24 protein-coding genes are annotated in these 25777 nt (G+C 57.9%); 21 read left to right on the forward strand and 3 right to left on the reverse strand.

What is annotated here, in order from left to right; genetic code table 11:
- Positions 1-377 precede the first annotated feature (377 nt).
- The 4 genes from SOM48_RS05065 (at position 378) to sixA (ending at position 4976) form a co-directional block, all read left to right on the forward strand.
- On the forward strand, positions 378-662 hold the full coding sequence (locus SOM48_RS05065) for a YfcZ/YiiS family protein (protein ID WP_320511554.1): 285 nt from the start codon (positions 378-380) through the stop codon (positions 660-662).
- Positions 663-826: 164 nt separating this feature from the next.
- A complete protein-coding gene (gene fadI, locus SOM48_RS05070; protein WP_076770202.1) occupies positions 827-2137 on the forward strand; it encodes an acetyl-CoA C-acyltransferase FadI in 1311 nt (436 codons plus the stop codon).
- Positions 2134-4281: a fatty acid oxidation complex subunit alpha FadJ gene (gene fadJ / locus SOM48_RS05075; RefSeq protein ID WP_320511666.1), complete on the forward strand. Its 2148-nt coding sequence runs from the start codon at positions 2134-2136 to the stop codon at positions 4279-4281. Before fadI ends, fadJ begins: the two co-directional genes overlap by 4 nt.
- A 209-nt stretch (positions 4282-4490) precedes the next feature.
- Positions 4491-4976 (forward strand): phosphohistidine phosphatase SixA, encoded by a 486-nt coding sequence (gene sixA, locus SOM48_RS05080; protein WP_054804315.1) that lies wholly within the window; start codon positions 4491-4493, stop codon positions 4974-4976.
- A gap of 56 nt (positions 4977-5032) precedes the next feature.
- On the opposite strand, the gene smrB is transcribed toward sixA, so the two are convergent.
- On the reverse strand, positions 5033-5584 hold the full coding sequence (gene smrB / locus SOM48_RS05085) for an endonuclease SmrB (RefSeq protein WP_023479810.1): 552 nt from the start codon (positions 5582-5584) through the stop codon (positions 5033-5035).
- Positions 5585-5749: 165 nt separating this feature from the next.
- Here smrB and prmB point away from each other — a divergent pair, with 165 nt between their 5' ends.
- The 6 genes from prmB to SOM48_RS05115 are packed head-to-tail and all read left to right on the forward strand — an operon-like array spanning position 5750 to position 10286.
- Entirely contained in the window at positions 5750-6682 is a 933-nt protein-coding gene (gene prmB / locus SOM48_RS05090) for a 50S ribosomal protein L3 N(5)-glutamine methyltransferase (protein WP_054804316.1), read from the forward strand.
- 36 nt (positions 6683-6718) lie between these two features.
- Positions 6719-7804, forward strand: a complete 1086-nt coding sequence (aroC, locus tag SOM48_RS05095) for a chorismate synthase (RefSeq protein ID WP_076770200.1) — start codon at positions 6719-6721, stop codon at positions 7802-7804.
- 3 nt (positions 7805-7807) lie between these two features.
- Positions 7808-8632 (forward strand): penicillin-insensitive murein endopeptidase, encoded by an 825-nt coding sequence (gene mepA / locus SOM48_RS05100; RefSeq protein WP_320511555.1) that lies wholly within the window; start codon positions 7808-7810, stop codon positions 8630-8632.
- Positions 8632-9444 carry a sulfite exporter TauE/SafE family protein gene (locus SOM48_RS05105; protein WP_023479690.1) on the forward strand — a complete coding sequence of 271 codons (813 nt, stop codon included), beginning with the start codon at positions 8632-8634 and terminating at the stop codon, positions 9442-9444. The genes mepA and SOM48_RS05105 overlap by 1 nt, the downstream gene beginning before the upstream one ends.
- Positions 9441-9980: an elongation factor P hydroxylase gene (locus SOM48_RS05110; RefSeq protein ID WP_320511556.1), complete on the forward strand. Its 540-nt coding sequence runs from the start codon at positions 9441-9443 to the stop codon at positions 9978-9980. Before SOM48_RS05105 ends, SOM48_RS05110 begins: the two co-directional genes overlap by 4 nt.
- Positions 9981-10007: 27 nt before the next feature.
- Entirely contained in the window at positions 10008-10286 is a 279-nt protein-coding gene (locus SOM48_RS05115) for a YfcL family protein (RefSeq protein ID WP_023479659.1), read from the forward strand.
- Positions 10287-10602: 316 nt separating this feature from the next.
- On the opposite strand, the gene mnmC is transcribed toward SOM48_RS05115, so the two are convergent.
- A complete protein-coding gene (gene mnmC, locus SOM48_RS05120) occupies positions 10603-12603 on the reverse strand; it encodes a bifunctional tRNA (5-methylaminomethyl-2-thiouridine)(34)-methyltransferase MnmC2/FAD-dependent 5-carboxymethylaminomethyl-2-thiouridine(34) oxidoreductase MnmC1 (protein ID WP_320511557.1) in 2001 nt (666 codons plus the stop codon).
- A gap of 155 nt (positions 12604-12758) precedes the next feature.
- Between mnmC and fabB the strand changes: the two genes are divergently transcribed.
- The 3 genes from fabB to SOM48_RS05135 all read left to right on the forward strand — a co-directional run bounded on the left by fabB (position 12759) and on the right by SOM48_RS05135 (position 16954).
- Positions 12759-13973, forward strand: a complete 1215-nt coding sequence (fabB, locus tag SOM48_RS05125; protein ID WP_094421284.1) for a beta-ketoacyl-ACP synthase I — start codon at positions 12759-12761, stop codon at positions 13971-13973.
- A 254-nt stretch (positions 13974-14227) separates the two neighbouring features.
- On the forward strand, positions 14228-15412 hold the full coding sequence (locus tag SOM48_RS05130; RefSeq protein WP_320511558.1) for an MFS transporter: 1185 nt from the start codon (positions 14228-14230) through the stop codon (positions 15410-15412).
- 108 nt (positions 15413-15520) lie between these two features.
- Positions 15521-16954, forward strand: a complete 1434-nt coding sequence (locus SOM48_RS05135) for a 6-phospho-beta-glucosidase (RefSeq protein WP_076770197.1) — start codon at positions 15521-15523, stop codon at positions 16952-16954.
- A 95-nt stretch (positions 16955-17049) separates the two neighbouring features.
- On the opposite strand, the gene flk is transcribed toward SOM48_RS05135, so the two are convergent.
- Positions 17050-18057, reverse strand: coding sequence for a flagella biosynthesis regulator Flk (flk, locus tag SOM48_RS05140; protein WP_042718481.1), 1008 nt, complete (start codon positions 18055-18057; stop codon positions 17050-17052).
- Between the two features lie 113 nt (positions 18058-18170).
- On the opposite strand from flk, the gene pdxB reads away from it, so the two are divergent.
- From pdxB to cvpA, 8 genes are all read left to right on the forward strand, one after another.
- Positions 18171-19307: a 4-phosphoerythronate dehydrogenase PdxB gene (pdxB, locus tag SOM48_RS05145; RefSeq protein WP_312201484.1), complete on the forward strand. Its 1137-nt coding sequence runs from the start codon at positions 18171-18173 to the stop codon at positions 19305-19307.
- A gap of 56 nt (positions 19308-19363) precedes the next feature.
- Positions 19364-20377 (forward strand): aspartate-semialdehyde dehydrogenase, encoded by a 1014-nt coding sequence (locus tag SOM48_RS05150; RefSeq protein ID WP_263754283.1) that lies wholly within the window; start codon positions 19364-19366, stop codon positions 20375-20377.
- Positions 20377-21189 carry a tRNA pseudouridine(38-40) synthase TruA gene (truA, locus tag SOM48_RS05155; RefSeq protein ID WP_320511559.1) on the forward strand — a complete coding sequence of 271 codons (813 nt, stop codon included), beginning with the start codon at positions 20377-20379 and terminating at the stop codon, positions 21187-21189. The genes SOM48_RS05150 and truA overlap by 1 nt, the downstream gene beginning before the upstream one ends.
- Positions 21190-21214: 25 nt before the next feature.
- Positions 21215-21874, forward strand: a complete 660-nt coding sequence (locus SOM48_RS05160) for a DedA family protein (RefSeq protein WP_054803330.1) — start codon at positions 21215-21217, stop codon at positions 21872-21874.
- Positions 21875-21977: 103 nt separating this feature from the next.
- Positions 21978-22892 (forward strand): acetyl-CoA carboxylase, carboxyltransferase subunit beta, encoded by a 915-nt coding sequence (gene accD / locus SOM48_RS05165; protein ID WP_023479916.1) that lies wholly within the window; start codon positions 21978-21980, stop codon positions 22890-22892.
- A gap of 192 nt (positions 22893-23084) precedes the next feature.
- Positions 23085-24353, forward strand: coding sequence for a bifunctional tetrahydrofolate synthase/dihydrofolate synthase (folC, locus tag SOM48_RS05170; RefSeq protein WP_320511560.1), 1269 nt, complete (start codon positions 23085-23087; stop codon positions 24351-24353).
- Positions 24343-25032: a cell division protein DedD gene (gene dedD, locus SOM48_RS05175; RefSeq protein ID WP_320511561.1), complete on the forward strand. Its 690-nt coding sequence runs from the start codon at positions 24343-24345 to the stop codon at positions 25030-25032. Before folC ends, dedD begins: the two co-directional genes overlap by 11 nt.
- A 219-nt stretch (positions 25033-25251) precedes the next feature.
- A complete protein-coding gene (gene cvpA / locus SOM48_RS05180; RefSeq protein WP_042716765.1) occupies positions 25252-25740 on the forward strand; it encodes a colicin V production protein in 489 nt (162 codons plus the stop codon).
- The last annotated feature ends 37 nt before the right edge of the window (positions 25741-25777 follow it).

Genomic DNA, 25777 nt, shown 5'->3' on the forward strand with positions numbered 1-25777 from the left:
GACCATAACCTCATTCGAAGCGAGTTATTTTTATACAAACTTTCTTACGCCTTGTTAAAGAAGCGCGAAGTGTAGGGTCTGAGCTACCGCAGAGAAATCAGACCAGTGGCGAGAGTATAGGTCTGACCAGAACTAATGTTGCAAGTATGTAATCAAGATTTTTCAATTGTGATCTCCGAAACGGGATCTGCGTGGCAAATTTGGCCGTAGCACGGATCCCCGTTTTCGGTAGTTTTTGTTTTAGATCATTTTTAATTGTGATTTCGGTCACTTAAGGCCGTTCCGGCGATTAACGACTGGAGCGACCCTGCGCGGCGGCGTAAAATATGTGCAATCTTGACCTGGCACCCAGGGTGCGAATTTAGAGGAAATCTTCTATGAGTAAATGCAGTGCTGATGAAACCCCGGTTTGCTGCTGTATGGATGTCGGAACCATTATGGATAACTCCGACTGCACCGCCTCTTACAGCCGCGTATTCGCTAACCGCGCCAACGCCGAAGAGACGCTGGCGGCACTGACCGCCAAAGCACGTAGCGTCGAGTCTGAACCGTGTGAAATCACTCCGACTTTCACCGAAGTGGCAGACGGCGTTAAACTTGATATCGATTTTGTTTTCGCCTGCGAAGCGGAAACCCTCATTTTCCAGCTCGGTCTGCGCTAAACCCCGCGCTCAACGCTCCCCCCTGCGGGAGCGTTTTTTTATCCGTTTATCTGTGCCTTAGCTCGCATTTTTTCCTCCCTGTCATTGGCTAAATGTAAAAGATTGGTTAAGACTGTTATCAGGTCAGACCACTTTATTGATTCCGTTGTTAACAGGGGAGTGTTATGAGTCAGGCGTTACCGCTTGTCACCCGTCAGGGCGACCGCATTGCCATTGTCTGCGGGTTACGAACCCCATTTGTCCGTCAGGCGACCGCCTTTCACGGCGTGCCGGCGATCGATCTCGGCAAAATGGTGGTGGGGGAGATGCTGGCGCGCAACGAAATTCCCCCCGAAGTGATTGAACAACTGGTCTTCGGTCAGGTGGTGCAGATGCCGGAAGCGCCGAATATCGCGCGTGAAATCGTGCTCGGCACCGGCATGAGTGTGCACACCGACGCCTATAGCGTCAGCCGCGCCTGCGCGACCAGTTTCCAGGCGGTGGCGAACGTAACGGAAAGCCTGCTGGCTGGCACCATCCGCGCGGGTATCGCCGGAGGGGCAGACTCCTCTTCTGTACTGCCTATTGGCGTCAGTAAAAAACTGGCGCGCGTGCTGGTGGATGCTAACAAAGCGCGCACCGTCGGGCAGAAACTCAAACTCTTCTCGCGCCTGCGTCTGCGCGATCTGCTGCCCGTCCCGCCTGCGGTTGCCGAGTATTCGACCGGCCTGCGCATGGGCGATACCGCCGAACAGATGGCGAAAACCTACGCCATTAGCCGTCAGGAGCAGGATGCGCTGGCGCACCGCTCTCACCAGTTCGCCGCTCAGGCCTGGGCCGAGGGCAAACTGGCTGAGGAGGTGATGACCGCCTACGCGCCACCGTTCCGCGATCCCATCGGGCAGGACAATAACGTGCGCGGCAACTCCAGCCTCGCCGATTACGCCAAACTGCGCCCGGCCTTTGACCGTAAACATGGCACCGTCACCGCAGCCAACAGCACGCCGCTTACCGATGGCGCAGCGGCGGTGATTTTAATGACCGAATCACGCGCCAGAGAGCTGGGCCTTGTGCCGCTGGGCTATCTGCGCAGCTACGCCTTTACGGCAATTGGCGTGCAGAAAGATATGCTGCTCGGCCCGGCCTGGGCGACGCCGCTGGCGCTGGATCGCGCCGGGTTAACCCTGGCCGATCTCACTCTGTTTGATATGCATGAAGCCTTTGCCGCCCAGACCTTAACCAACCTGAAACTGATGGCCAGTGATCGTTTCGCCCGCGAGGTGCTGGGGCGCTCGCAGGCCACCGGCGAGGTGGATGAGAGCAAATTTAACGTGCTTGGCGGCTCGATTGCCTATGGTCACCCCTTTGCCGCCACCGGCGCGCGGATGATCACGCAAACCCTGCATGAGCTGCGGCGTCGCGGCGGCGGTTTCGGTCTGGTCACCGCCTGCGCGGCGGGAGGATTAGGCGCGGCAATGGTTCTGGAGGCGGAATAATGACGGTTTCTGCATTTACCCTTAATGTGCGCCCCGACAATGTCGCGGTCGTTACCATCGATGTACCCAATGAAAAGATGAACACCCTGAAAGCGGAGTTCGGCGCACAGGTGCGCACCATCTTAAAAGCGATCCGTGATAACCGGGCTCTGCGCGGCGTGGTGTTTATTTCGGCGAAGGCGGACAACTTTATTGCTGGTGCCGATATCAATATGATTGGCCGCTGCCAGAGCGCGAAAGAGGCGGAAGAGCTGGCCCTGCAGGGGCAGAAGATCATGGCGGAGATCCATGCTCTTTCGATTCCGGTTGTTGCCGCCATCCACGGTGCCTGTCTTGGCGGCGGGCTGGAGCTGGCGCTGGCCTGTCATCGCCGCGTCTGCTCGGACGATGGCAAAACCATTCTTGGCCTGCCGGAAGTGCAGCTCGGCTTGCTGCCCGGCTCCGGCGGCACCCAGCGTTTGCCGCGGCTTGTCGGTGTCAGCATTGCGCTTGAGATGATCCTGACCGGCAAACAGCTTCGTGCGCGTCAGGCGCTGAAAGAGGGGCTGGTGGATGATGTGGTGCCGCACGATATTCTGCTGGAAACCGCAGTTGAACTGGCGCAGCAGGAGCGCCCGCTCAGCCGCCGTTTATCGGTACGCGAACGCATTTTCGCCGGGCCGCTTGGCCGCACGCTGCTGTTTAAGATGGCGGCGAAGCGCACCGAACAGAAAACCCACGGTAACTATCCTGCCGCACCACGCATTTTGTCGGTGATTGAGACCGGCCTGGCGCAGGGGCGCAGCAGCGGTTATGAGGCGGAAGCGCGCGCCTTTGGTCAGCTGGCGATGACGCCGCAGTCGCAGGCGCTGCGTAACATCTTCTTTGCCTCGACCGACATCAAAAAAGATCCCGGTAGCACCGTTGCCGCCGCGCCGCTGCACACCGTCGGCATTCTCGGCGGCGGGCTGATGGGCGGCGGCATCGCTTATGTTACTGCCAGCAAGGGCGGGTTGCCGGTTCGCATTAAAGATATTAATGCGAAAGGCATTAACCACGCGCTGAAGTACAGCTGGCAGGAGTTGGATAAAAAGGTGCGTCGCCGCTTTATCAAACCCGGCGAGCGCGACAGCCAGATGGCGAAGATCTCCGGCTCGCTTGATTACCGCGGCTTTGCGCATCGTGATGTGGTGATCGAAGCGGTATTTGAAGATCTCTCCCTCAAACAGAAGATGGTGAGTGAAGTGGAGGCGCACTGCGCGCCGCATACCATTTTTGCTTCTAATACCTCATCGCTGCCCATTGCGGATATTGCCGAAAACGCGGCGCGTCCGGGAAAGGTGATCGGATTACATTTTTTCAGCCCGGTGGAGAAGATGCCGCTGGTGGAAGTGATCCCGCACGCCGGTACCGATGAGCAGACTATCGCTACTACCGTCAAGCTGGCGAAGAAGCAGGGCAAAACGCCGATTGTGGTGGCCGATAAAGCGGGCTTTTACGTTAACCGCATTCTGGCACCCTATATCAGTGAAGCGATGCGCATGCTGAGTGAAGGCGAGCCGATTGAAGCCATCGACCGGGCGCTGGTGAAGTTTGGTTTCCCTGTCGGCCCCATCCAGTTACTTGATGAAGTGGGCATCGATACCGGCACGAAGATCATTCCGGTGCTTGAGGCCGCTTATGGCGAGCGTTTTAGCGCGCCTGCAACGCTTGTCTCCGCGATTTTGAATGACGATCGCAAAGGGAGAAAAAATGGTCGTGGTTTCTATCTTTACCCGACAAAAGGGCGTAAAAGCAAAAAACAGCCCGACCCCTCGATCTACCGTTTAATCGGCGTGTCGGCAAAAGGGCAGTCGTCGGCGCAGCAGATTGCCGAGCGCTGCGTCCTGCTGATGCTTAACGAAGCGGCGCGCTGTTTTGATGAACAGGTGATCCGTAGCGCGCGCGATGGCGATATCGGTGCCGTTTTCGGCATTGGCTTCCCACCTTTTTTAGGGGGGCCTTTCCACTATATGGATACGCTGGGCGCGGCAAGCGTCGTGGCGTCGCTGCAGCAGATGGAGGCGCGTTATGGGGCACGATTTGCACCGTGTGAAGCCCTGTTACGCATGGCTCAGGAGGGGAAACGCTTCTGGCCGACAGCGGAAAGTGAGCCTGTAAATTAAGGTCGAAAAAAGTAAATGTGTTATACCTCATGGCCTTTGCGGTTATTTCATAAACAGTGATTGACTATACTTGCGCCATTGAGGTAAAAAACAGCGTTTCATTCAACGAATGAATCAGGCAAAATGCCCGGCCATCCCGTTTTTTTGCCAGCGTGATCTCTTTTCACCGGCAAAAGCGCGATGCTTCTGGTTAACAAAAGCGGTGCAATATGCAAGTTTTTATCATGCGTCACGGCGATGCTGCCCTCGATGCAGCCAGTGACTCCGTTCGTCCGCTTACCCCTTGCGGCTGCGACGAATCGCGTCAAATGGCAACGTGGTTGAAAGGCCAAAAAGTGGATATCGATCGTGTTCTGGTTAGCCCGTTTTTACGCGCTGAGCAGACGCTGGAGAAGGTAGGGGAGTGCATGAACCTGCCTGACAACGTGGATGTCCTGCCGGAGTTGACACCCTGTGGCGATGTCGGCCTGGTAAGCGCTTATCTGCAGGCGCTGGCCAATGAAGGCACCGAAACGGCGCTGGTGATCTCGCACCTGCCGCTGGTAGGCTACCTGGTCGCCGAGCTCTGTCCCGGTGAAACGCCGCCCATGTTTACCACCTCGGCTATCGCCAGCGTTACGCTGGATAAAGAGGGCAAAGGGGTGTTCAACTGGCAAATGAGTCCCTGCAACCTGAAGATGCCGAAAGCCATCTGATTCATCGGACCGATGCAAAAAAAGAGCCGCACAGTGCGGCTCTTCTCATTTCTGCCTCACGGCAACTCCGGCGGCTGCCACTCTTCGACTTCAATCAGCACCAGCACTGCCGCATCGCCGCCGTACTCTTTTGGCGCCTGGTGAAACGCCATCACGTGCGGATGTTGTGCCAGCCAGAGCGGCGTTTGCTGCTTAAGAATGTGTTTGCCGTGGCCGTGCATCACGCAGGCGCAAAAGACATGCTCGCGCCGACAGGCGGCAATTAGCGCGCCAAGCTCCTGTTTGGCCTGCATCTGCGTTAAACCGTGCAGGTCGAGAAACAGCTCCGGGGAGTAATCGCCGCGGCGCAGTTTTTTCAACTCAAAGTGGCTGACATCGCTGCGAACATATTTCACCGGGCCATCGGTGTTGAGCAGCGGCTGAAACTCGTCGGAAAAGTAGTGGCTGTTATCCGCCTGCTCCTGCAACAGGCGCTTGACCGGCACTTCGGCGATCTTCTTGCGCGCCGGGCGATGAACAACGGTGTCCTGCTTCATCTGGCGCGTCCCGGTCATCAGCTGCCGGAACAGGGCCTGCTCCTCCTCGCTAAGCGATGGTTTCTTTTTCATTTGCGCATCCTGTTTTTTCTTTGCGCCAGTGTACCCGACTGCAGGCGGCTGCGGTGCAGCAAAATGCATTTTTACGCCGCGCAGATGCGCGTGGATGCTGATTTATCCCCATCTTCATGGCAAACTAGCCGCCGAATTTATTGCGAGCATGCCCTGGGGGATAGTATGGATAAAATTTTCGTCGACGAAGCAGTGAACGAGCTGCACACCATTCAGGACATGTTGCGCTGGTCGGTCAGCCGATTTAGCGCCGCCAACATCTGGTACGGCCACGGCACCGACAACCCCTGGGATGAAGCGGTGCAGCTGGTGCTGCCAACTCTCTATTTACCGCTGGATATTCCCGAAGAGATGCGTAACGCGCGCCTCACTTCCAGCGAGCGCCACCGCATCGTTGAGCGTGTGATCCGCCGCGTTAACGAGCGCATTCCGGTGGCCTATCTCACCAATAAAGCCTGGTTCTGCGGTCACGAATTTTACGTGGATGAGCGCGTGCTGGTGCCGCGTTCGCCGATTGGCGAGCTGATTAACAACCACTTCGCCGGGCTTATCGACCAGCAACCGCAGCACATTCTTGATATGTGCACCGGCAGCGGCTGTATCGCTATCGCCTGCGCGTACGCCTTCCCGGAAGCGGAAGTGGACGCGGTGGATATCTCTGCCGATGCGCTGGCGGTAACGGAACACAATATTGAAGAGCATGGCCTTATTCACCATGTCACGCCAATCCGCTCCGATCTTTTCCGCGATTTGCCGAAAGTGCAGTACGACCTGATTGTCACCAACCCGCCGTACGTTGATGAAGAGGATATGTCCGACCTGCCGTCGGAATACCGTCATGAACCGGAGCTGGGTCTTGCCTCCGGCAGCGATGGTCTGAAATTGACGCGCCGCATTCTCGCCTGCGCTCCGCAGTACCTCTCTGATAACGGCATCCTGATTTGTGAAGTCGGCAACAGCATGGTACATCTGATGGACCAGTACCCCGATGTGCCGTTCACCTGGCTGGAGTTCGACAACGGCGGGGACGGTGTCTTTATGCTGACCAAAGCGCAACTGATTGCGGCACAAGAACATTTCAGCATCTACAAAGACTGATCAACGCGCAAACACACAACGAATAACGGAGCCGTGATGGCAGGAAACACGATTGGACAACTCTTTCGCGTCACCACTTTCGGTGAATCGCACGGGCTGGCGCTGGGCTGTATTGTTGATGGCGTGCCGCCGGGCATTCCGCTGACGGAAGCGGATTTACAACACGATCTCGATCGCCGCCGTCCTGGCACCTCGCGCTACACCACCCAGCGCCGCGAGCCGGACCAGGTCAAAATCCTCTCCGGCGTGTTTGAGGGCGTGACTACCGGCACCAGCATCGGCCTGCTGATTGAAAATACCGATCAGCGCTCGCAGGACTACGGTGCGATCAAAGATCTCTTCCGTCCCGGTCATGCGGATTACACCTACGAACAGAAATATGGCGTGCGCGACTATCGCGGCGGCGGTCGCTCCTCCGCCCGTGAAACGGCGATGCGCGTCGCGGCTGGCGCCATTGCGAAAAAATACCTCGCACAGAAATTCGGCATCGTCATTCGCGGCTGTTTAAGCCAGATGGGCGACATTCCGCTGGAGATCAAAGCGTGGGATCAGGTTGAGCTTAACCCCTTCTTCTGTCCGGATCCGGACAAGATCGAGGCGTTGGACGAGCTGATGCGCGGCCTGAAGAAAGAGGGCGACTCTATCGGCGCGAAAGTGACAGTGGTTGCTGACAACGTTCCACCAGGCCTTGGTGAGCCGGTATTTGACCGTCTGGATGCCGATATTGCCCACGCCATGATGAGCATCAATGCGGTGAAAGGCGTTGAGATTGGCGACGGCTTTGAAGTGGTGAAACTGCGTGGCAGCCAGAACCGCGATGAACTGACCCGCGACGGCTTCCAGAGCAACCATGCTGGCGGCATTCTCGGCGGTATCAGCAGCGGTCAGCAGATCGTTGCCAATATCGCGCTCAAGCCCACCTCCAGCATCACCGTGCCGGGTAAAACCGTGACGCGTTCTGGCGATGAGGTAGAGATGATCACCAAAGGGCGTCACGATCCCTGCGTTGGCATTCGCGCGGTGCCGATCGCCGAAGCGATGCTGGCGATCGTCTTAATGGATCACTTCCTGCGTCAGCGCGGTCAAAACGCTGATGTCACTCCTTCACTTCCACGCTGGTAACCGATGAAAAACACGGCAATCGCGCTGTTTGCGCTGCTGCTGAGCGCCGCCGCTACGGCGGCGACACCGTGGCAAAAACTGACCCATCCGGTGCCCGGCAGCCCGCAGTCGATTGGCGCATTCTCGAATGGCTGCATCGTCGGCGCGCAGGAGCTGCCGCTGCAATCTGACACTTATCAGGTGATGCGCACCGATCAGCGCCGCTATTTTGGTCACCCGGATCTGGTGCTGTTTATTCAGCGCCTTAGCACCCAGGTGCATAACCTGGGTCTTGGCACCGTGCTGGTGGGCGATATGGGCATGCCGGCGGGCGGGCGCTTTAACAGCGGTCACGCCAGCCATCAGTCGGGGCTGGATGTGGATATCTTCCTGCAACTGCCGACTACGCGCTGGAGCGCGGCGCAGCTGCTAAAACCGCAGGCGCTGGATCTGGTCTCACAGGATGGAAAAAGCGTGGTGCAATCGCTGTGGAAGCCGGAAATCAGCAGCCTGATTAAGCTTGCCGCGCAGGATGACGAGGTGACGCGTATTTTCGTTAACCCGGCGATCAAACAGCAGCTCTGCCTCGATGCCGGCACGGATCGCGACTGGCTGCGCAAGGTGCGTCCGTGGTTCCAGCATCGCGCGCATATGCACGTGCGCCTGCGCTGCCCGGCCGACAGCCTTGAGTGTGTCGATCAGCCAGCGCCGCCGCCGGGCGACGGCTGCGGCGCGGAGCTGCAGAGCTGGTTTGAACCGGCGAAACCGGGCAGCAGCACGCCTGAGAAAAAGACGCCGCCACCGTTGCCGCCTTCCTGTCAGGCTCTACTGGATGAACACGCCCTCTGATGGAACTCTTTGATTCGCTGTTTATGATGACACCGCTGATGCTGGCGGTGCTCTTTTTGGTCGCGCTGCTGGCGGGCTTTATTGATGCGCTGGCGGGCGGCGGCGGGCTGTTAACCGTTCCGGCGCTATTGGCCGCCGGAATGACGCCTGCGCAGGCGCTGGCGACCAACAAATTGCAGGCCTGCGGTGGATCCCTCTCCTCCTCGCTCTACTTTATTCGCCGCAAAGTGGTCAATATCGCCGATCAGAAGCTCAATATTTTGATGACCTTTATCGGCTCTACCAGCGGTGCGCTGCTGGTGCAGTATGTGAAATCAGACGTGCTGCGCCAGATCCTGCCAATATTAGTTATTTGTATCGGTCTCTACTTTTTATTGATGCCGAAGCTTGGCGAAGAGGATCGGCAGCGTCGTCTGTATGGTCTGCCATTTGCGCTGGTAGCCGGCGGCTGCGTCGGCTTCTATGACGGCTTTTTCGGCCCCGGCGCCGGGTCGTTTTACGCGCTGGCGTTTGTCACCCTCTGCGGATTCAACCTCGCGAAATCGACCGCGCATGCCAAGGTGCTAAACGCCACCTCCAACGTCGGCGGGCTGCTGCTGTTTATCATCGGCGGCAAAGTCGTATGGGGCACCGGTTTTGTGATGCTTGTCGGCCAGTTTCTTGGCGCGCGCATGGGATCGCGGCTGGTGCTCAGTAAAGGGCAGAAGCTTATTCGTCCGATGATTGTGATTGTCTCGGCGGTGATGAGCGCAAAACTTCTCTATGACAGTCACGGCCAGGAGATCCTCCAGTTTCTGGGGGTGAATGTATGACGCACCACTATCAGCAATTAATTGATATTTTTGATGGCTGCTTTGCCAGCGATTTTAATACCCGTCTGATTAAAGGCGACGACGAACCGATCTATCTTCCCGCTGATGCCGACGCGCCTTACAACCGTGTGGTGTTTGCCCACGGCTTTTACGCCAGCGCCCTGCATGAGATTTCACACTGGTGCATCGCCGGGGCAGAGCGGCGCAAGCTGGTTGATTTCGGCTACTGGTACTGCCCGGACGGGCGCGATGCCGCCACCCAGGGGCAGTTTGAAGATGTCGAAGTGAAGCCGCAGGCGCTGGAGTGGCTCTTCTGCGCGGCAGCGGGCTTCCCGTTTAATGTCAGTTGCGACAACCTTGAAGGCGATGTCGAGCCGGATCGCGTGGCGTTTCAGCGCCGCGTATACGCCCAGGTGATGGTGTGGCTGGAGCAGGGGATCCCGGCGCGTCCGGCGCGCTTTATCAAAGCATTACAGGATTATTACCAGACGCCGCCATTAGCGGCAGCACAGTTTCCGTGGCCGGAAGATCTGTAGGGCCACGTTTTTACGAGAGGAAGAGAGATGATCGCGGAGTTTGAATCACGCATTCTGGCGTTAATTGACAATATGGTGGATCACGCCAGTGATGATGAACTGTTTGCTGGCGGTTATCTGCGCGGGCACCTGACGCTGGCGGTGGCCGATCTGGAGAGCGGCGACGACCACTCGCCGGAAGCGGTATCCGCACGCGTGACCACCAGTGTGGAGCACGCCATTCAGGCTGGTGAGCTGTCGCCGCGTGACCAGGCGCTGGTGCTCAGCATGTGGGAAAATCTTTACCAGCAGGCGAAGGCGCACTAAGCCTGCTTTAACCTGTGGCGGAGTTGCCGGATGGCGGCTCCGCCTTATCCGGCCTACGGGTCGGGGCTGCGGAAACCGCGTGGTCGGGTATGCACGGATTGCCGGATGGCGGCTTCGCCTTATCCGGCCTACGACTCGGGGCTGCTGAAACCGTGTGGTTGGGTATGCACGGATTGCCGGATGGCGGCTCCGCCTTATCCGGCCTACGGGTGGGGGATGCGGAAACGTGTATGGAGCGGCTGAAACGGCGTAGGCCGGATAAGCGTTTACGCGCCATCCGGCAATCGGTCTACGGCGATCTACCTGCCGCCACCCCTTATTTCACCGCTTTTCCCTTCAACAACTTACGTATCCATAACCGATTCGGATTCATCGCCGCCAGCGTTTCGCCATCCAGCGGAATAGGCTCGTTGCTCATCTGCGCGGCAAGGATTTCCGCCGCCAGCGGTGCGCTGCACAAGCCGCGCGAACCGAGCGCACCGATCATAAATAATCCCTCATGCACCGGCGCACTGACCGCCGTCTGCGGATGTTCTGCAAGCTTTGCATAGGCTGACAACGTGGCATCGTAATCCGCCACGTTACCAACCATCGGCAGGTGATCGCGCGTGGCGCAGCGTACGCCGCAACGCGCCTCTCCGGCGCTGACATCCACCGTTTGCGCCCACTCAGCCTGCGGGAAGCAGTCAATCAGGCGCTGGCGGTTCTGCTGCTGATCCGCTTCGCTGTAGGTCGCTTCCTGCTGGCCGCGATGATAACTGGCGCCGATACAGTGCTGCTGATTATGCGGGTTGTGCGGCGTCAGATAGCCGTCATAACAGAGCACCTGGCGCAGACGGGCCAGCGGCTCAGTGGTGGGAATATGGCTTACCTGACCGGCGACCGGGTAAACCGGCAACTTCTCCGTTTGGGAAAAGTGCTGAATGCGGTGACCGTTGGCCAGCACCACGCTCTCATGCTGGCGCTCGCTGCCATCGGCAAAACGCAGCTGCCAGCCATCGCTATGGCGAACAAGTGCTTCAACCTCATGACGATAGTGCACCTGCAAACCCTGTTCGATTCCCAGTGCAATAGCGCCCGCAGTTAATTGCGCCGGGCACAACCAGCCGCCGGCAGGGTAGGTGATGCCGCCGCAGCCAGTCTCCACGCCGCTCTGTGCCAGCACCTCCTGCGCATTGATGCGGTGTGCCAGCTCGTGAGGCAGTTCCAGCGTCAGCATCTGTTCGATTTTATGCTTGCTTTTCTCGTCCCAGCCAAGCTGCGTGACGCCGCACCACTGGTGATCAAATGCCACCGGTAGCCCATCATACAGCCTGCGGGCAAAGGTAAACGCGGCGCTGAAAAAGCGTGCCAGCGCCGGATCATGCGCGCTAAGCAGCGGGTAGAGTGCACCCTGGCGATTACCGGATGCGCCCTCTGCCGGGGCGTCATCCGCGCAGTAGAGCGTGACCTGCCAGCCACGGCGCAGCAGCGCAAGGGCAAGCAGCGCGCTCGCCACGCCGCCGCCGACCAGCGCGACCTCCCGCGTCTCTGTTCCGCTGCGGGCAAACCACGGCGCGCGCGGCGCGCAGATAACACCATTCTCCATCACACCGCTCAGCATCTCCCGCTTACGGCCAAAGCCCTTGCGCTTTTGCATGGTAAAGCCCGCTTCCTGCAAACCGCGGCGCACAAACCCGGCGGAGGTAAAGGTCGCCAGCGTCCCGCCTGCGCGGGTGAGGCGCGCCATCGCCTGAAAAAGCGCTGGGGTCCACATATCGGGGTTTTTCGACGGTGCGAAGCCATCAAGGAACCAGGCATCGACTTGCTGGTTCAGGCTCTCATCAAGGGTGTCGGTCAGCTGGTTGATATCGCCGAACCAGAGATCGAGCGTCACACGCCCCTCATCCAGTAACAGCCGATGACACCCGGCAAACGCCTGCGGCCACTGCGCCTGCAACTGCCCGGCAAAGGAGGCCAGTTCCGGCCAGTGGGCGTGGGCTTTTCGCAGGTCATCACGGGTAAGCGGAAATTTTTCGAAACTGATGAAATGTAATCTTTCCAGGGTAGCGTCAGGATGTTCGGCGCGAAAAGCGGCGAAAGCCTGCCACAGCGTCAGGAAGTTGAGGCCGGTACCAAAGCCGCTTTCCGCAACAATGAATAGCTTCCTTGAATGTTCTGGAAAACGCGTCTGGAGGCCATTACCGCCGAGAAAAACATAGCGGGTCTCTTCAAGCCCGTTATCATTAGAGAAGTAGACATCGTCAAAATCTCGGGAAACAGGTGTACCCTCAGCGTTGAATTCGAGGTTAGCGGTCTGTATAGCGGTGTGTTTCACGTAAGTTACTCGTCCGGCAAGCAGTGCGTCGATCTTAACGAGGGTCAAAGAAAGGCGCAAATTTCTCTGTGAAATGTCTGATCGGACTTGTTCGGCGTACAAGTGTACGCTATCTTGCGACACGAAACTTAATTAGTGCGACTTAGGGGTATTGAATGAAGCGTGCAGTAATTACTGGCCTGGGCATCGTTTCCAGCATTGGTAGTAACCAGCAGGAAGTCCTGGCATCTCTGCGTGAAGGACGCTCAGGGATCACATTTTCTCAGGAGTTCAAAGATTCCGGCATGCGCAGCCACGTCTGGGGTAACGTTAAACTGGACACTACGGGTTTGATCGACCGTAAAGTGGTTCGTTTCATGAACGATGCCTCTATCTATTCCTACCTCTCCATGCAGCAGGCCATCGAAGATGCCGGCCTGAAAGAAGAGGTTTATCAGAACAACCCGCGCGTGGGCCTGATTGCAGGTTCCGGTGGTTCGTCTAAAGCGCAGGTTTTCGGCGCGGATGCGATGCGCACCCCGCGCGGCCTGAAAGCCGTTGGTCCTTATGTGGTGACCAAAGCGATGGCATCTGCGGTTTCCGCCTGCCTCGCCACGCCGTTCAAAATTCACGGCGTTAACTACTCCATCAGCTCCGCGTGTGCCACTTCCGCACACTGTATCGGTAATGCGGTAGAACAGATTCAACTGGGCAAACAGGACATCGTTTTTGCCGGCGGCGGCGAAGAGCTGTGCTGGGAAATGGCCTGTGAGTTCGACGCCATGGGCGCGCTCTCCACCAAATACAACGAGACGCCGGACAAAGCTTCCCGTACCTACGATAAAGAGCGTGATGGCTTTGTTATCGCTGGCGGCGGCGGCATGGTAGTGGTTGAAGAGCTGGAGCACGCGCTGGCGCGCGGTGCGCACATCTACGCAGAGATCGTCGGCTACGGCGCAACCTCCGATGGCGCCGACATGGTTGCACCATCAGGCGAAGGCGCAGTGCGCTGCATGAAGATGGCAATGCACGGCGTTGATACGCCGATCGACTACCTCAACTCCCACGGTACCTCCACGCCGGTTGGCGACGTGAAAGAGCTGGGTGCGATTCGTGAAGTGTTTGGCGACAACACGCCTGCCATCTCCGCCACCAAAGCGATGACTGGCCACTCACTGGGTGCGGCTGGCGTGCAGGAAGCGATCTACTCTCTGCTGATGCTGGAGCACGGCTTTATCGCGCCGAGCATCAACATTGACGATCTGGACGATCAGGCGGCGGGCATGAATATCGTGACCAAACCGACCGAGCAGACGCTGAACACGGTAATGTCCAACAGCTTCGGCTTTGGCGGCACCAACGCCACGCTGGTGATGCGCAAGCTGAAATAAGTGAGCGATTTCATTCATCTGATGCCACGGCATGACATGAATGATTGAGCAGCTGTATTAAAAAAGGGAGCCCTCGGCTCCCTTTTTTTGGTATTGACAAGCCGTTGTTACGGCAGGCAAACTTCAGCCCAACATTATCGTTTTGATAATGCGTAAGCGTTCAACGTCAACCAACGCACCCTAATCCTGACTGTCAGGCGGAGGGGGCGTGGTCAAAATCTCTTCCCGCCTTGCTCTGCCCTATGGAGTAATGCATGTCCGTTCAAGCAGACGCTGTTCATTCCCCTTCAGCCACGCACTCGCTGTTTCGCATCGCCTTCGCGGTGTTCCTGACCTATATGACGGTTGGCCTGTCGCTGCCGGTCATTCCACTGTTTGTTCATCATCAGCTGGGCTATGGCAACACCATGGTCGGTATTGCCGTCGGCGCACAGTTTCTCGCCACGGTCTTAACGCGCAGCTACGCCGGTCGGCTGGCCGATCAATATGGCGCAAAACGCTCGGCGTTACAGGGCCTGTTTGCCTGCTCGCTGGCGGGTGTCGCCTTGCTGCTGGCGGCACTCTTGCCGGTTGACGTATGGGCCAGGTGTGCGCTGTTGATCGTCGGTCGATTGATCCTCGGTTTCGGTGAAAGCCAGCTGCTGACCGGCACGCTCACCTGGGGTGTTGGCCTGGTTGGCCCGGCACGTTCAGGCAAAGTGATGTCATGGGTCGGTATGGCAATTTATGGCGCACTGGCCGCCGGGGCACCGCTCGGGCTGCTTATCAATAGCCATTTTGGCTTCACAGCGCTGGGGGCGATCTCTCTTCTCTTACCGCTGCTCGCCTGCCTGTTTAACGGCGGCGTGCGTAAAGTTCCGGCCCATGCCGGTGAGCGCCCGTCGCTCTGGAGCGTGGTCGGCCTTATCTGGCAGCCGGGCCTGGGGCTGGCACTGCAGGGCGTCGGTTTTGCGGTGATTGGCACCTTTATTTCCCTCTATTTCGCCAGCGAAGGCTGGTCGATGGCTGGCTTTACGCTCACCGCGTTTGGCGGCGCATTCGTTCTGATGCGCATCCTGTTTGGCTGGACGCCGGACCGTTTTGGCGGCGTGCGGGTAGCGCTCGTTTCTCTGCTGGTGGAAATCGCCGGGCTGTTATTGCTGTGGCAGGCCAGCGGGGCGTGGATGGCGCTATTCGGCGCGGCGTTAACCGGCTGTGGCTGCTCGCTAATCTTCCCGGCGTTAGGGGTGGAAGTGGTGAAACGCGTACCGCCGCAGGTTCGCGGGACGGCACTGGGCGGCTATGCGGCGTTTCAGGATATTGCCTATGCCGCCAGCGGCCCGCTGACCGGCTTTCTGGCTACCTCGCTCGGTTACGCTTCCGTCTTTCTTGCAGGGGCAATCTCAGCGGCGATCGGGATTGTCGTAACGCTGATCGCGTTTCGCCCGCGCAATAAATAGAAGCAAATACTCTCTTTGCAACCGGTTTCACAAAACGCGACCGCGGTGATGTCATCTCTGCGCGGTCGCGTTTATGCTTTTCGCACTGATGAGCGAAAGGAGAGAGATATGTCCGGTTTTAAAGCGGATTTTCTGTGGGGCGGAGCGGTTGCTGCGCATCAACTGGAAGGCGGCTGGCAGGAGGGCGGTAAAGGCGTCAGCGTAGCGGATGTGATGACCGCAGGCGCGCACGGCGTACCGCGTGAGATCACCGATGGCGTACTGCCGGGAAAAAACTACCCTAACCACGATGCCATCGATTTCTATCACCGCTACAAAGAGGACATCAAACTGTTTGCCGAGATGGGCTTCAAATGTTTTCGCACCTCGATCGCCTGGACGCGTATCTTCCCTAATGGGGATGAGCTGGAGCCAAACGAAGCCGGTTTGCAGTTCTACGACGATCTGTTCGACGAGTGCCTGAAGTACAACATTGAGCCGGTAATCACGCTCTCCCATTTCGAAATGCCTTATCACCTCGTCAAAAAGTATGGCGGCTGGCGTAACCGTGAAGTGATCGCCTTCTTTGTGCGCTTTGCCAACGCCGTCTTCACCCGTTATCGCAGCAAGGTCAAATACTGGATGACCTTCAACGAAATTAACAACCAGGCCAACTACAACGAAGATTTCGCGCCGTTTACCAACTCCGGCGTGAAGTATCAGCCGGGCGAAGATCGTGAAGTGATCATGTACCAGGCCGCGCACTATGAGCTGGTAGCCAGCGCGCTGGCGGTGGAAGCGGGTCATAAAATTAACCCCGATTTCAAGATTGGCTGCATGATCGCCATGTGCCCGATCTACCCGCTCACCTGTGATCCAAACGACATGATGATGTCGGTAGTAGCGATGCATCGCCGCTACTGGTTCACCGATGTACATGTGCGCGGTTACTACCCGCAGCATCTGCTCAACTACTTTGCCCGCCGGGATTTCAAGCTTGATATCACCGACGAAGACTTGCAGATCCTGACCCGCGGTTGCGTCGACTACATCGGCTTTAGCTACTACATGTCTTTTGCCACCAAAGCGACGGAAGATAACCCGCAGCTTGATTACGACGAAACCAAAAGCCTGGTGAAAAACCCGTATGTCAAGGCATCGGACTGGGGCTGGCAGATTGACCCGGTTGGCCTGCGCTACTCGCTGAACTACTTCTACGACCACTACCAACTGCCGTTGTTTATTGTTGAAAACGGCTTCGGCGCTATCGATCAGTTGGGAAGCGACGGCGTGGTCGACGATCAATACCGCATTGAGTACCTGCACAACCACATCCGCGAAATGAAAAAAGCGGTGGTGGAAGATGGGGTCGATTTGATGGGGTATACGCCGTGGGGCTGTATCGATCTGGTTTCTGCCGGCACCGGCGAGATGAAAAAACGCTACGGCTTTATCTACGTCGATAAGGACAACGAAGGGAACGGTACGCTGGCGCGCAGCCGTAAGAAATCTTTCTGGTGGTACCAGGATGTGATCAAACAGAACGGCGATAACATCAAGTAAGAGGGTGATCCGTAGGTCACTAAAGCGCCATCAGGTCTTTGCCTGATGGCGCTTCGCTTATCAGGCCTACGGTTTTTTCACAGGCTTACAGAAAGCTAGATCACCAGCCACAGTACAAACATCACCACCAGCAGGGCAATAAAAAAGAGGCCCGGACGCATCGACATCGCTTTTACCGTATCGACTATCGGCGCGACGAAGGGGCTGTAAATCGGCTGCACATCACGCACTTCGATCATTCCCGACGCGCGCTCGGTGCGTCGTAAAAAGACCTGGTTGAGAATATCCTGCACCTGTGCATTGGTCAGCACCGTCTGCGGCGTCACCTGGAACGTCTGCTGCGCATAGTCGCTGATGCCGCGCCACTCTGCGCTGTCCAGCGGCTGTTTCAGCGTGGCCTGCACCGTTTGCAGAGTCGGTGCCGTATGCGTCGCCAGCGTCTGGCGCGCCTGCAGCCAGGTCATCAGCGGCGTAAAATGTTTCGCCGGGATCAGCTCGCCGCTCTTCACGCCGGAGAGCTCCAGCATCGATTGCCAGATAAGCTTGCTCGACTCGCCGGTTGCCGCCGCCAGTTTCGTCACCGCCTGGTTGAGGGAGTTGTGCTCCGCCGCCACCAGAGGACGCTCGGTTGCCGGGCGCTGCTGCGGCTGCGGGATCGCAATCTGGTTGTTCTGCAACATCGTCAGCACAGTCTTTAGCTGCTGCGGCGTAAGCTGGCTGAGCGCCGTCTGGCCGAACTCCTGACGAATAAAATCGCTCACTGCCTGGCGATTGTTCCCCTTGCCGAGCAGCTCGGTCAACTGGGTCACCATCTGGCGCGTGGTGTGATTCTGCGTGGCCGTCTCCATACGCTGAGTCAGATTCTGCTCAGCCGCAGGGAAGTGGCGCGAGAGCAGGGGCGCATCGTTTTTCAGCCCCAGGTCATGCTTTACGCCTGCCCAGACCTCAGCGCTCTGCTGTTGGGTCAGGGCGATCAAACGCGTCACCAGCCGCTCCAGCACCGTACGCTGCTGGGTGGATAATGGCTGCTCGCCGACAGGGTTAGCGGCTTGCGGTGGCTCTTGCCCGGGAGGACGCGCGGGTGCGCCCGGAATGGGTTGAATCATGGGTTTCCTCTTACTCTCGCATGGCGGTGGCCGGCATTGCGGGTATGCCTGGCGGCGAGATTATGGCACACTTGCGCGCTCAACTCCCGCTCTCAAACAGGTACTGTAGTGTGAAAATCCTTGTTGATGAAAATATGCCTTACGCCCGCGATCTTTTTAGCCGACTGGGCGAGGTTAAGGCCGTGCCCGGACGCCCGATTCCGCTGGCGGAACTGGCTGATGCAGAAGCATTAATGGTGCGATCCGTCACGAAGGTGAATAACGATTTACTGCAAGGGACCGGGATCAAATTTGTCGGTACTGCCACGGCGGGTACCGACCATGTTGATGAGGCTTTTCTGAAACAGGCGGGCATCGCGTTCTCCGCAGCACCAGGGTGTAACGCTATCGCCGTGGTGGAGTATGTTTTCTCTGCATTGCTGATGCTGGCGGAGCGCGATGGTTTTGCACTCACCGATCGCACCGTGGGGATTGTCGGTGTCGGCAATGTCGGCCGCCGCTTACAGGCGCGGCTGGAAGCGCTGGGCATTCGCACACTGTTGTGCGATCCGCCGCGCGCCGATCGCGGTGATGCGGGCGACTTCCGCTCGCTGGATGAGCTGGTAAGTGAAGCGGATATCCTCACCTTCCATACCCCGCTGTTTAAAGAGGGGCCTTATAAAACCCTGCATCTGGTCGATGACGCGCTGCTCAGCCGCCTCAAAGCTGGCACTATTCTGATTAATGCCTGTCGCGGGCCGGTCGTGGATAACGTCGCGCTGTTGCAGCACCTGCAGGCCGGGCAGGATCTTAGTGTCGTGCTGGATGTCTGGGAGCCGGAGCCGGATCTCAACGTTGAGCTGCTGGCGAAGGTCGATATCGGCACGGCGCATATCGCGGGCTACACGCTGGAGGGGAAAGCGCGCGGCACCACGCAGGTGTTTGAAGCTTATAGTGAATTCCTCGGCCAGCCGCAGCAGGTGGCGCTGAATACGCTGCTTCCTGCGCCAGAGTGCAGCCGCATCTCCCTTCATGGTCCGGTTGGACAGGCAATGTTAAAAAGGTTGGTGCATTTGGTGTATGATGTGCGCCGCGACGATGCCCTGCTGCGAAAAGCGGCGGGCACACCGGGTGAGTTCGATAAGCTGCGTAAGCACTATCTTGAGCGCCGTGAATGGTCGTCACTCACCGTTGAGTGCGACGACGCGGACGCCTCGGCGTTGCTGCAAAAACTGGGCTTCGACGCCGTTTATCACCCGGTACGTTAATTCATCTTTATGCTCCCCGTCGCCGACGGGGACGCTTTTTTCTGGAGTGAATCACCATGTCTGAAGGCTGGAATATTGCCGTTCTCGGCGCCACCGGCGCGGTCGGAGAAGCCTTGCTCGAAACGCTGGCAGAGCGCCAGTTCCCGGTTGGCGAACTCTATGCGCTGGCAAGGAGCGAAAGCGCCGGAGAAAACCTGCGTTATGCCGGTAAAACCGTACGCGTAGAAGATGCTGCCGAATTCGACTGGACGCAGGCGCAGCTGGCATTTTTTGTGGCCGGTGCGCAAGCCACTGCCACCTATATTGAAGAAGCGACCAACGCCGGTTGCCTGGTGATCGACACCAGCGGTCTGTTTGCCCTTGAGCCGGACGTGCCGCTGGTGATGCCGGACGTCAACCCGTTCGTGCTGGCGGACTACCGCAACCGCAACGTTATCGCTATTCCGGACAGCCTCACCAGCCAGCTGCTGGCAGGCCTCAAGCCGCTGATTGACGAAGGCGGTCTGTCGCGTATTGCTGTAACCAGTCTGCTCTCTGTTTCCCGCAGCGGTAAACAGGCGGTGGATGCGCTGGCAGGGCAGAGCGCCAAACTGCTGAACGGTATTCCCATTGATGATGATGACTACTTTGGTCGCCAGCTGGCATTCAACATGCTGCCGCTGCTGCCGGACAGTGAAGGCAGCGTGCGCGAAGAGCGCATCATTATCGATCAGATGCGTAAAATCCTGCAGGACGACGGGCTGATGATCTCCGCTAACTGCGTGCAGTCGCCGGTCTTCTACGGTCACGCGCAGATGGTGAATTTCGAAGCGTTACGCCCGCTGGCAGCGGAAGAGGCGCGCGATGCGTTTGCCCGCTTTGAGGATATTGCGCTCTCTGAAGCGAATGCGTTTCCGACCCAGGTAGCAGATGCGTCCGGCCAGGCGCATCTCTCCGTCGGCTGCATACGCAACGACTACGGCATGCCGGAGCAGATCCAGTTCTGGTCAGTCGCTGATAACGTCCGCTTTGGCGGCGCGCTGATGGCAGTGAAAACCGCCGAGAAATTGGTGCAGGAGTATCTGTACTGATGCAGGAAGAAACCACCGCGCCGCGCTACAAAATCGCGCTGGGAATTGAGTATGACGGCAGCCACTACTATGGCTGGCAGCGTCAGCAGGAAGTGCGCAGCGTGCAGGAAAAGCTGGAAAAGGCGCTCTCACAGGTGGCCAATGAGCCGATCTCGGTCTTCTGCGCCGGGCGCACCGATGCTGGCGTGCATGCGACAGGACAGGTGGTCCATTTTGAGACGACTGCGCTGCGCAAAGACGCCGCGTGGACGCTGGGCGTAAATGCGAATTTGCCTAAAGACATCGCGGTGCGTTGGGTCAAAGATGTGCCCGATGATTTTCATGCGCGTTTTAGCGCGACGGCGCGCCGTTACCGCTACGTCATCTACAATCATCGCTTGCGTCCGGCTGTGCTCGGTCATGGTGTTACGCACTATCATCAGCCGCTGGATGCCGAACGCATGCACCGCGCGGCGCAGTGCCTGATTGGCGAAAACGACTTTACCTCGTTTCGCGCCGTGCAGTGCCAGTCGCGTACGCCCTGGCGCAACCTGATGCACATCAACGTCAGCCGCTACGGCACTTATATTGTGGTCGATATCAAAGCCAATGCCTTTGTACATCATATGGTCAGGAATATTGTCGGCAGCCTGATGGAAGTAGGCGCCCACAACCAGCCGGAGAGCTGGATAGCAGAGCTGCTGGTGGCAAAGGACAGAACGCTGGCGGCAGCAACGGCGAAAGCGGAGGGGCTCTATCTGGTGTCGGTGGATTATCCATCCCACTTTGCGCTACCCGCTGCGCCAATGGGCCCGCTGTTCCTGGCGGACTAGTCGCACATTAATAAGGCATAAGTAGATGGACTTAATACGCTTCCTGATTGACTTCATTCTTCACATTGACGTTCACCTCGCTGAGCTGGTGGCGCAGTATGGCGTCTGGGTCTATGCGATCCTGTTTATTATTCTCTTTTGCGAAACGGGTCTGGTGGTGACGCCGTTCCTGCCGGGCGACTCGCTGCTGTTTGTCGCGGGCGCGCTGGCGTCGCTTGAGACCAACGATCTCAATGTGCATATGATGGTGCTGCTGATGCTGATCGCCGCCATTGCGGGCGATGCGGTGAACTACACCATCGGACGGCTGTTCGGTGAGCGGTTATTCAGTAACCCCAACTCAAAGATTTTCCGTCGCAGCCATCTTGATAAAACGCATCAGTTTTATGAGAAACATGGCGGGAAAACTATTATCCTTGCGCGTTTTGTGCCGATAGTGCGTACTTTTGCACCTTTCGTCGCTGGCATGGGCCATATGTCCTATCGCCATTTTGCTCTCTATAATGTCGTGGGCGCGCTGCTGTGGGTGTTACTTTTCACCTACGCCGGATACTTCTTTGGCACCATCCCGATGATTCAGGACAATCTCAAGCTGATGATTGTCGGAATTATCGTAGTGTCTATACTTCCCGGGGTCTTTGAGATTATCCGCCATCGCCGCGCCGCGTCCCGGCAGACAAAATAATCACCTGTTGGCGGTTCGACCACTTTTTTATCCCAAGTTGCGAACCGTTATGTTTTAATGTGCCCCAGTCAAGGGCTACCAGGTTCATGTAGAAAGGTTATCAATGAGCTGGATTGAAAGAATTAAAAGCAACATCACCCCCACCCGTAAGGCGAGCATCCCTGAGGGCGTGTGGACAAAATGCGATAGCTGTGGTCAGGTGCTTTACCGCGCCGAACTGGAGCGTAACCTTGAAGTCTGCCCGAAATGTGATCACCACATGCGGATGTCAGCGCGTAATCGCCTGCATAGCCTGCTGGATGAAGGATCGCTGGTTGAACTGGGCAGCGAACTTGAGCCGAAAGATGTGCTGAAGTTCCGCGACTCGAAGAAGTATAAAGACCGTCTGGCGACAGCTCAGAAAGAGACCGGCGAGAAAGACGCGCTGGTAGTGATGAAGGGCACGCTGCATGGCATGCCGGTTGTCGCAGCGGCCTTTGAGTTCGCGTTCATGGGCGGTTCAATGGGTTCCGTAGTTGGCGCGCGCTTTGTGCGTGCGGTTGAGCAGGCACTGGAAGATAACTGCCCAATGATCTGCTTCTCCGCTTCCGGCGGTGCGCGTATGCAGGAAGCGCTGATGTCGCTGATGCAGATGGCGAAAACCTCTGCGGCGCTGGCGAAAATGCAGGAGCGCGGTCTGCCGTATATCTCCGTGCTGACCGACCCGACCATGGGCGGCGTCTCTGCCAGCTTCGCGATGCTGGGCGATCTCAACATCGCTGAGCCGAAAGCGCTGATCGGCTTTGCCGGCCCGCGCGTTATCGAGCAGACCGTGCGCGAGAAACTGCCTGCCGGTTTCCAGCGCAGTGAGTTCCTGATCGAAAAAGGCGCTATCGATATGATTATTCGCCGCCCGGAGCTGCGCTTTAAGCTGGCGCGTATTCTGGCGAAGATGATGAATCTGCCGGCGCCGGATGCGGACGATACGCATATTGGCACGGTGGTAACGCCAGAGCCGGATCAGGAAGGCGAAGCCTGATAATACACGTCACGCTTTCTGCTGCAGGTGCGTTGATGCGCCTTGCTTAGCTCGCTCTTTCTCCACACAGGAAAGCGGGATGGCTATGTGACCACGCGCCAGCAGCGAAAACGAGCATGTGTATACTCATGAGGGCAGGGCCAAAAGGCACTGCCCTTTTGCTTTTCAAACCGCACACTATCAACGGGCATCATGGACACTCTCTCTACTCCGCAAGCCACGTCGCCCCTGGCCGCATGGCTCTCTTATCTGGAACAGCTGCACAGTAAACCTATCGATTTAGGGCTCGATCGCGTAAGCCAGGTGGCGGCGCGGCTTGATGTGCTGCGTCCTGCACCTTTTGTCTTCACCGTCGCCGGAACCAACGGCAAAGGCACCACCTGCCGTACGCTGGAGTCGATCCTGCTGGCGGCCGGTTATCGCGTTGGCGTTTATAGCTCGCCGCATCTGGTGCGCTACACCGAACGCGTGCGCGTACAGGGCGAGGAGCTGGCAGAAAGCGCGCATACCGCTTCCTTCGCGGAGATCGAAGCCGTGCGCGGCGATATCTCTTTAAGCTATTTTGAATTTGGCACCCTGTCAGCGCTGTGGCTGTTTAAGCAGGCGCAGCTGGACGTGGTGATCCTCGAAGTGGGCCTCGGCGGACGTCTTGACGCCACCAATATGGTCGATGCCGATGTCGCGGTGGTCACCAGCATTGCGCTCGATCATACCGACTGGCTCGGGCCGGATCGCGAAAGCATCGGCCGTGAAAAAGCGGGCATCTTCCGTGCCGGTAAACCCGCGGTGGTTGGCGAGCCGGATATGCCGCACACCATCGCTGATGTCGCGCAGGAGAAAGGCGCGCAGCTGTTACAGCGCGATGTGGCGTGGCACTACGAGGTTGGCGCGCAGAGCTGGCGTTTTCGGGATGCGCAGGGTGAGCTGAGCGATCTGCCGCTGCCGCAGGTGCCGCAGCCGAACGCGGCTACCGCGCTGGCCGCGCTGCGCGCCAGTAAACTGGCAGTAAGCGAGCAGGCGATCCGCGACGGCATAGAACGGGCGATTTTACCCGGTCGTTTTCAGATTGTGAGCGAATCACCACGTCTGATCCTTGATGTCGCGCATAATCCTCATGCCGCAGGCTATCTTGCCGGGCGGCTGGCGGCGCTGCCAAAAAGTGGCCGCGTGCTGGCGGTGGTTGGCATGCTGCATGATAAAGACATTAGCGGAACGCTTGCCTGTCTGGAGCCGGTGGTCGATAGCTGGTATTGTGCCCCTCTGGAGGGGCCGCGCGGCGCGACGGCGGAGCAACTGCTGGCGCACCTGACGTCGGGGCAAGCATTCCCGGACGTGACCCAGGCCTGGCAGGCGGCAATGGCGGAGGCCGACGCCTGCGATACCGTGCTGGTGTGTGGCTCGTTCCACACCGTGGCGCATGTCATGGAAGCGATGGAAGCGGGGAGAACCGGTGGCAAGTAAGTTTCAGAACCGTTTAATGGGCACCGTTATACTGGTCGCGCTCGGGGTGATTATTCTGCCCGGGCTGCTCGACGGGCAGAAAAAGCATTATCAGGATGAGTTCGCAGCGATCCCGCTGGTGCCTAAGCCGGGCGATCGTGACGAGCCGGATATGATGCCGGCGGCAACCCAGGCGCTGCCCGCGCAGCCGCCGGAAGGCGCTGCCGAAGAGGTGCGTGCTGGCGATGCCGCGGCACCGTCCCTTGATGCCTCAAGGCTTGCGGCAAACAGCAATCCCGATCCGGAAGTGACCACCACGCCGGTGACGCCAAAGCCAAAACCTGTTGAAAAGCCGCAGCCTAAACCGCAGCCGCAGCCGCAGCAGCCTGCGCGCGAGCAGCAGACGGCGGCGAACGCGGCACCGGCTAAAGCGCAGGAGGAGAAACCTGCTCCGACCGGCAAAGCCTATGTGGTCCAGCTGGGCGCGCTGAAAAACGCCGATAAAGTGAATGAAGTGGTGAGTAAACTGCGCGCGGCGGGCTATCGCGCTTACACATCGCCGACGACGCCGGTTCAGGGTAAAATCACCCGCATTCTGGTCGGCCCTGATGCTTCGCGCGATAAACTCAAAGCGTCGCTGGGTGAGCTGAACCAGCTGTCAGGCCTCAATGGCGTGGTGATGAACTACAGCGCCAATTAACCGCGCAACCCTGCGCTATTTTGCTGGCAACGGCCCGTAAACGGGGCAGGGAAGCCAGATAAATGCGCGGTCATTAAGGCCAATGTTCTGCTGGCGTTGAATATTTTTTCAGCGCCATTTTTATTTCCGCGCGGGAAGGAAATCCCTACGCAAACGTTTTCTTTTTCTGTTAGAATGCGCCCCGAACTGGATGACAGGGCGTAAAATCGTGGGACACATATGGTCTGGATTGATTACGCCATCATCGCGGTGATTGGTTTTTCCTGTCTGGTAAGCCTGATCCGCGGCTTTGTTCGTGAAGCGTTATCGCTGGTGACATGGGGTTGTGCTTTCTTTGTCGCCAGCCATTACTACACTTACCTGTCAGTCTGGTTCACGGGCTTTGAAGAGGAACTGGTACGTAATGGAATTGCCATCGCGGTGCTGTTTATCGCGACGTTGATTGTGGGCGCTATCGTTAACTACGTTATCGGTACGCTGGTGGAGAAAACCGGCCTGTCGGGTACAGACAGGGTGTTGGGGATCTGCTTTGGTGCGCTTCGTGGCGTACTGATCGTCGCCGCCATTCTGTTCTTTCTGGATACCTTTACAGGCCTGTCGAAAAGCGAAGACTGGCAAAAGTCGCAGCTTATCCCGCAATTCAGCTTCATCATCAGGTGGTTCTTTGACTATCTGCAAAGCTCGTCGAGTTTCTTGCCCAGGGCTTAAGCCCTGAGATGTGGCTTAGAGTTTGGTTTAACAGGCG

The sequence above is a fragment of the Kosakonia sp. CFBP8986 genome, from assembly GCF_034044935.1.
Classification (GTDB): Bacteria; Pseudomonadota; Gammaproteobacteria; order Enterobacterales; family Enterobacteriaceae; genus Kosakonia; species Kosakonia cowanii.

Bases quoted from the DNA above. Each gene is read 5' to 3' on its own strand.
- SOM48_RS05065 (WP_320511554.1), top strand. From the start codon at position 378: ATGAGTAAATGCAGTGCTGATGAAACCCCGGTTTGCTGCTGTATGGAT.
- fadI (WP_076770202.1), top strand. From the start codon at position 827: ATGAGTCAGGCGTTACCGCTTGTCACCCGTCAGGGCGACCGCATTGCC.
- sixA (WP_054804315.1), top strand. From the start codon at position 4,491: ATGCAAGTTTTTATCATGCGTCACGGCGATGCTGCCCTCGATGCAGCC.
- smrB (WP_023479810.1), bottom strand. From the start codon at position 5,584: ATGAAAAAGAAACCATCGCTTAGCGAGGAGGAGCAGGCCCTGTTCCGG.
- prmB (WP_054804316.1), top strand. From the start codon at position 5,750: ATGGATAAAATTTTCGTCGACGAAGCAGTGAACGAGCTGCACACCATT.
- aroC (WP_076770200.1), top strand. From the start codon at position 6,719: ATGGCAGGAAACACGATTGGACAACTCTTTCGCGTCACCACTTTCGGT.
- mepA (WP_320511555.1), top strand. From the start codon at position 7,808: ATGAAAAACACGGCAATCGCGCTGTTTGCGCTGCTGCTGAGCGCCGCC.
- SOM48_RS05105 (WP_023479690.1), top strand. From the start codon at position 8,632: ATGGAACTCTTTGATTCGCTGTTTATGATGACACCGCTGATGCTGGCG.
- SOM48_RS05110 (WP_320511556.1), top strand. From the start codon at position 9,441: ATGACGCACCACTATCAGCAATTAATTGATATTTTTGATGGCTGCTTT.
- SOM48_RS05115 (WP_023479659.1), top strand. From the start codon at position 10,008: ATGATCGCGGAGTTTGAATCACGCATTCTGGCGTTAATTGACAATATG.
- fabB (WP_094421284.1), top strand. From the start codon at position 12,759: ATGAAGCGTGCAGTAATTACTGGCCTGGGCATCGTTTCCAGCATTGGT.
- SOM48_RS05130 (WP_320511558.1), top strand. From the start codon at position 14,228: ATGTCCGTTCAAGCAGACGCTGTTCATTCCCCTTCAGCCACGCACTCG.
- SOM48_RS05135 (WP_076770197.1), top strand. From the start codon at position 15,521: ATGTCCGGTTTTAAAGCGGATTTTCTGTGGGGCGGAGCGGTTGCTGCG.
- SOM48_RS05150 (WP_263754283.1), top strand. From the start codon at position 19,364: ATGTCTGAAGGCTGGAATATTGCCGTTCTCGGCGCCACCGGCGCGGTC.
- truA (WP_320511559.1), top strand. From the start codon at position 20,377: ATGCAGGAAGAAACCACCGCGCCGCGCTACAAAATCGCGCTGGGAATT.
- SOM48_RS05160 (WP_054803330.1), top strand. From the start codon at position 21,215: ATGGACTTAATACGCTTCCTGATTGACTTCATTCTTCACATTGACGTT.
- accD (WP_023479916.1), top strand. From the start codon at position 21,978: ATGAGCTGGATTGAAAGAATTAAAAGCAACATCACCCCCACCCGTAAG.
- folC (WP_320511560.1), top strand. From the start codon at position 23,085: ATGGACACTCTCTCTACTCCGCAAGCCACGTCGCCCCTGGCCGCATGG.
- cvpA (WP_042716765.1), top strand. From the start codon at position 25,252: ATGGTCTGGATTGATTACGCCATCATCGCGGTGATTGGTTTTTCCTGT.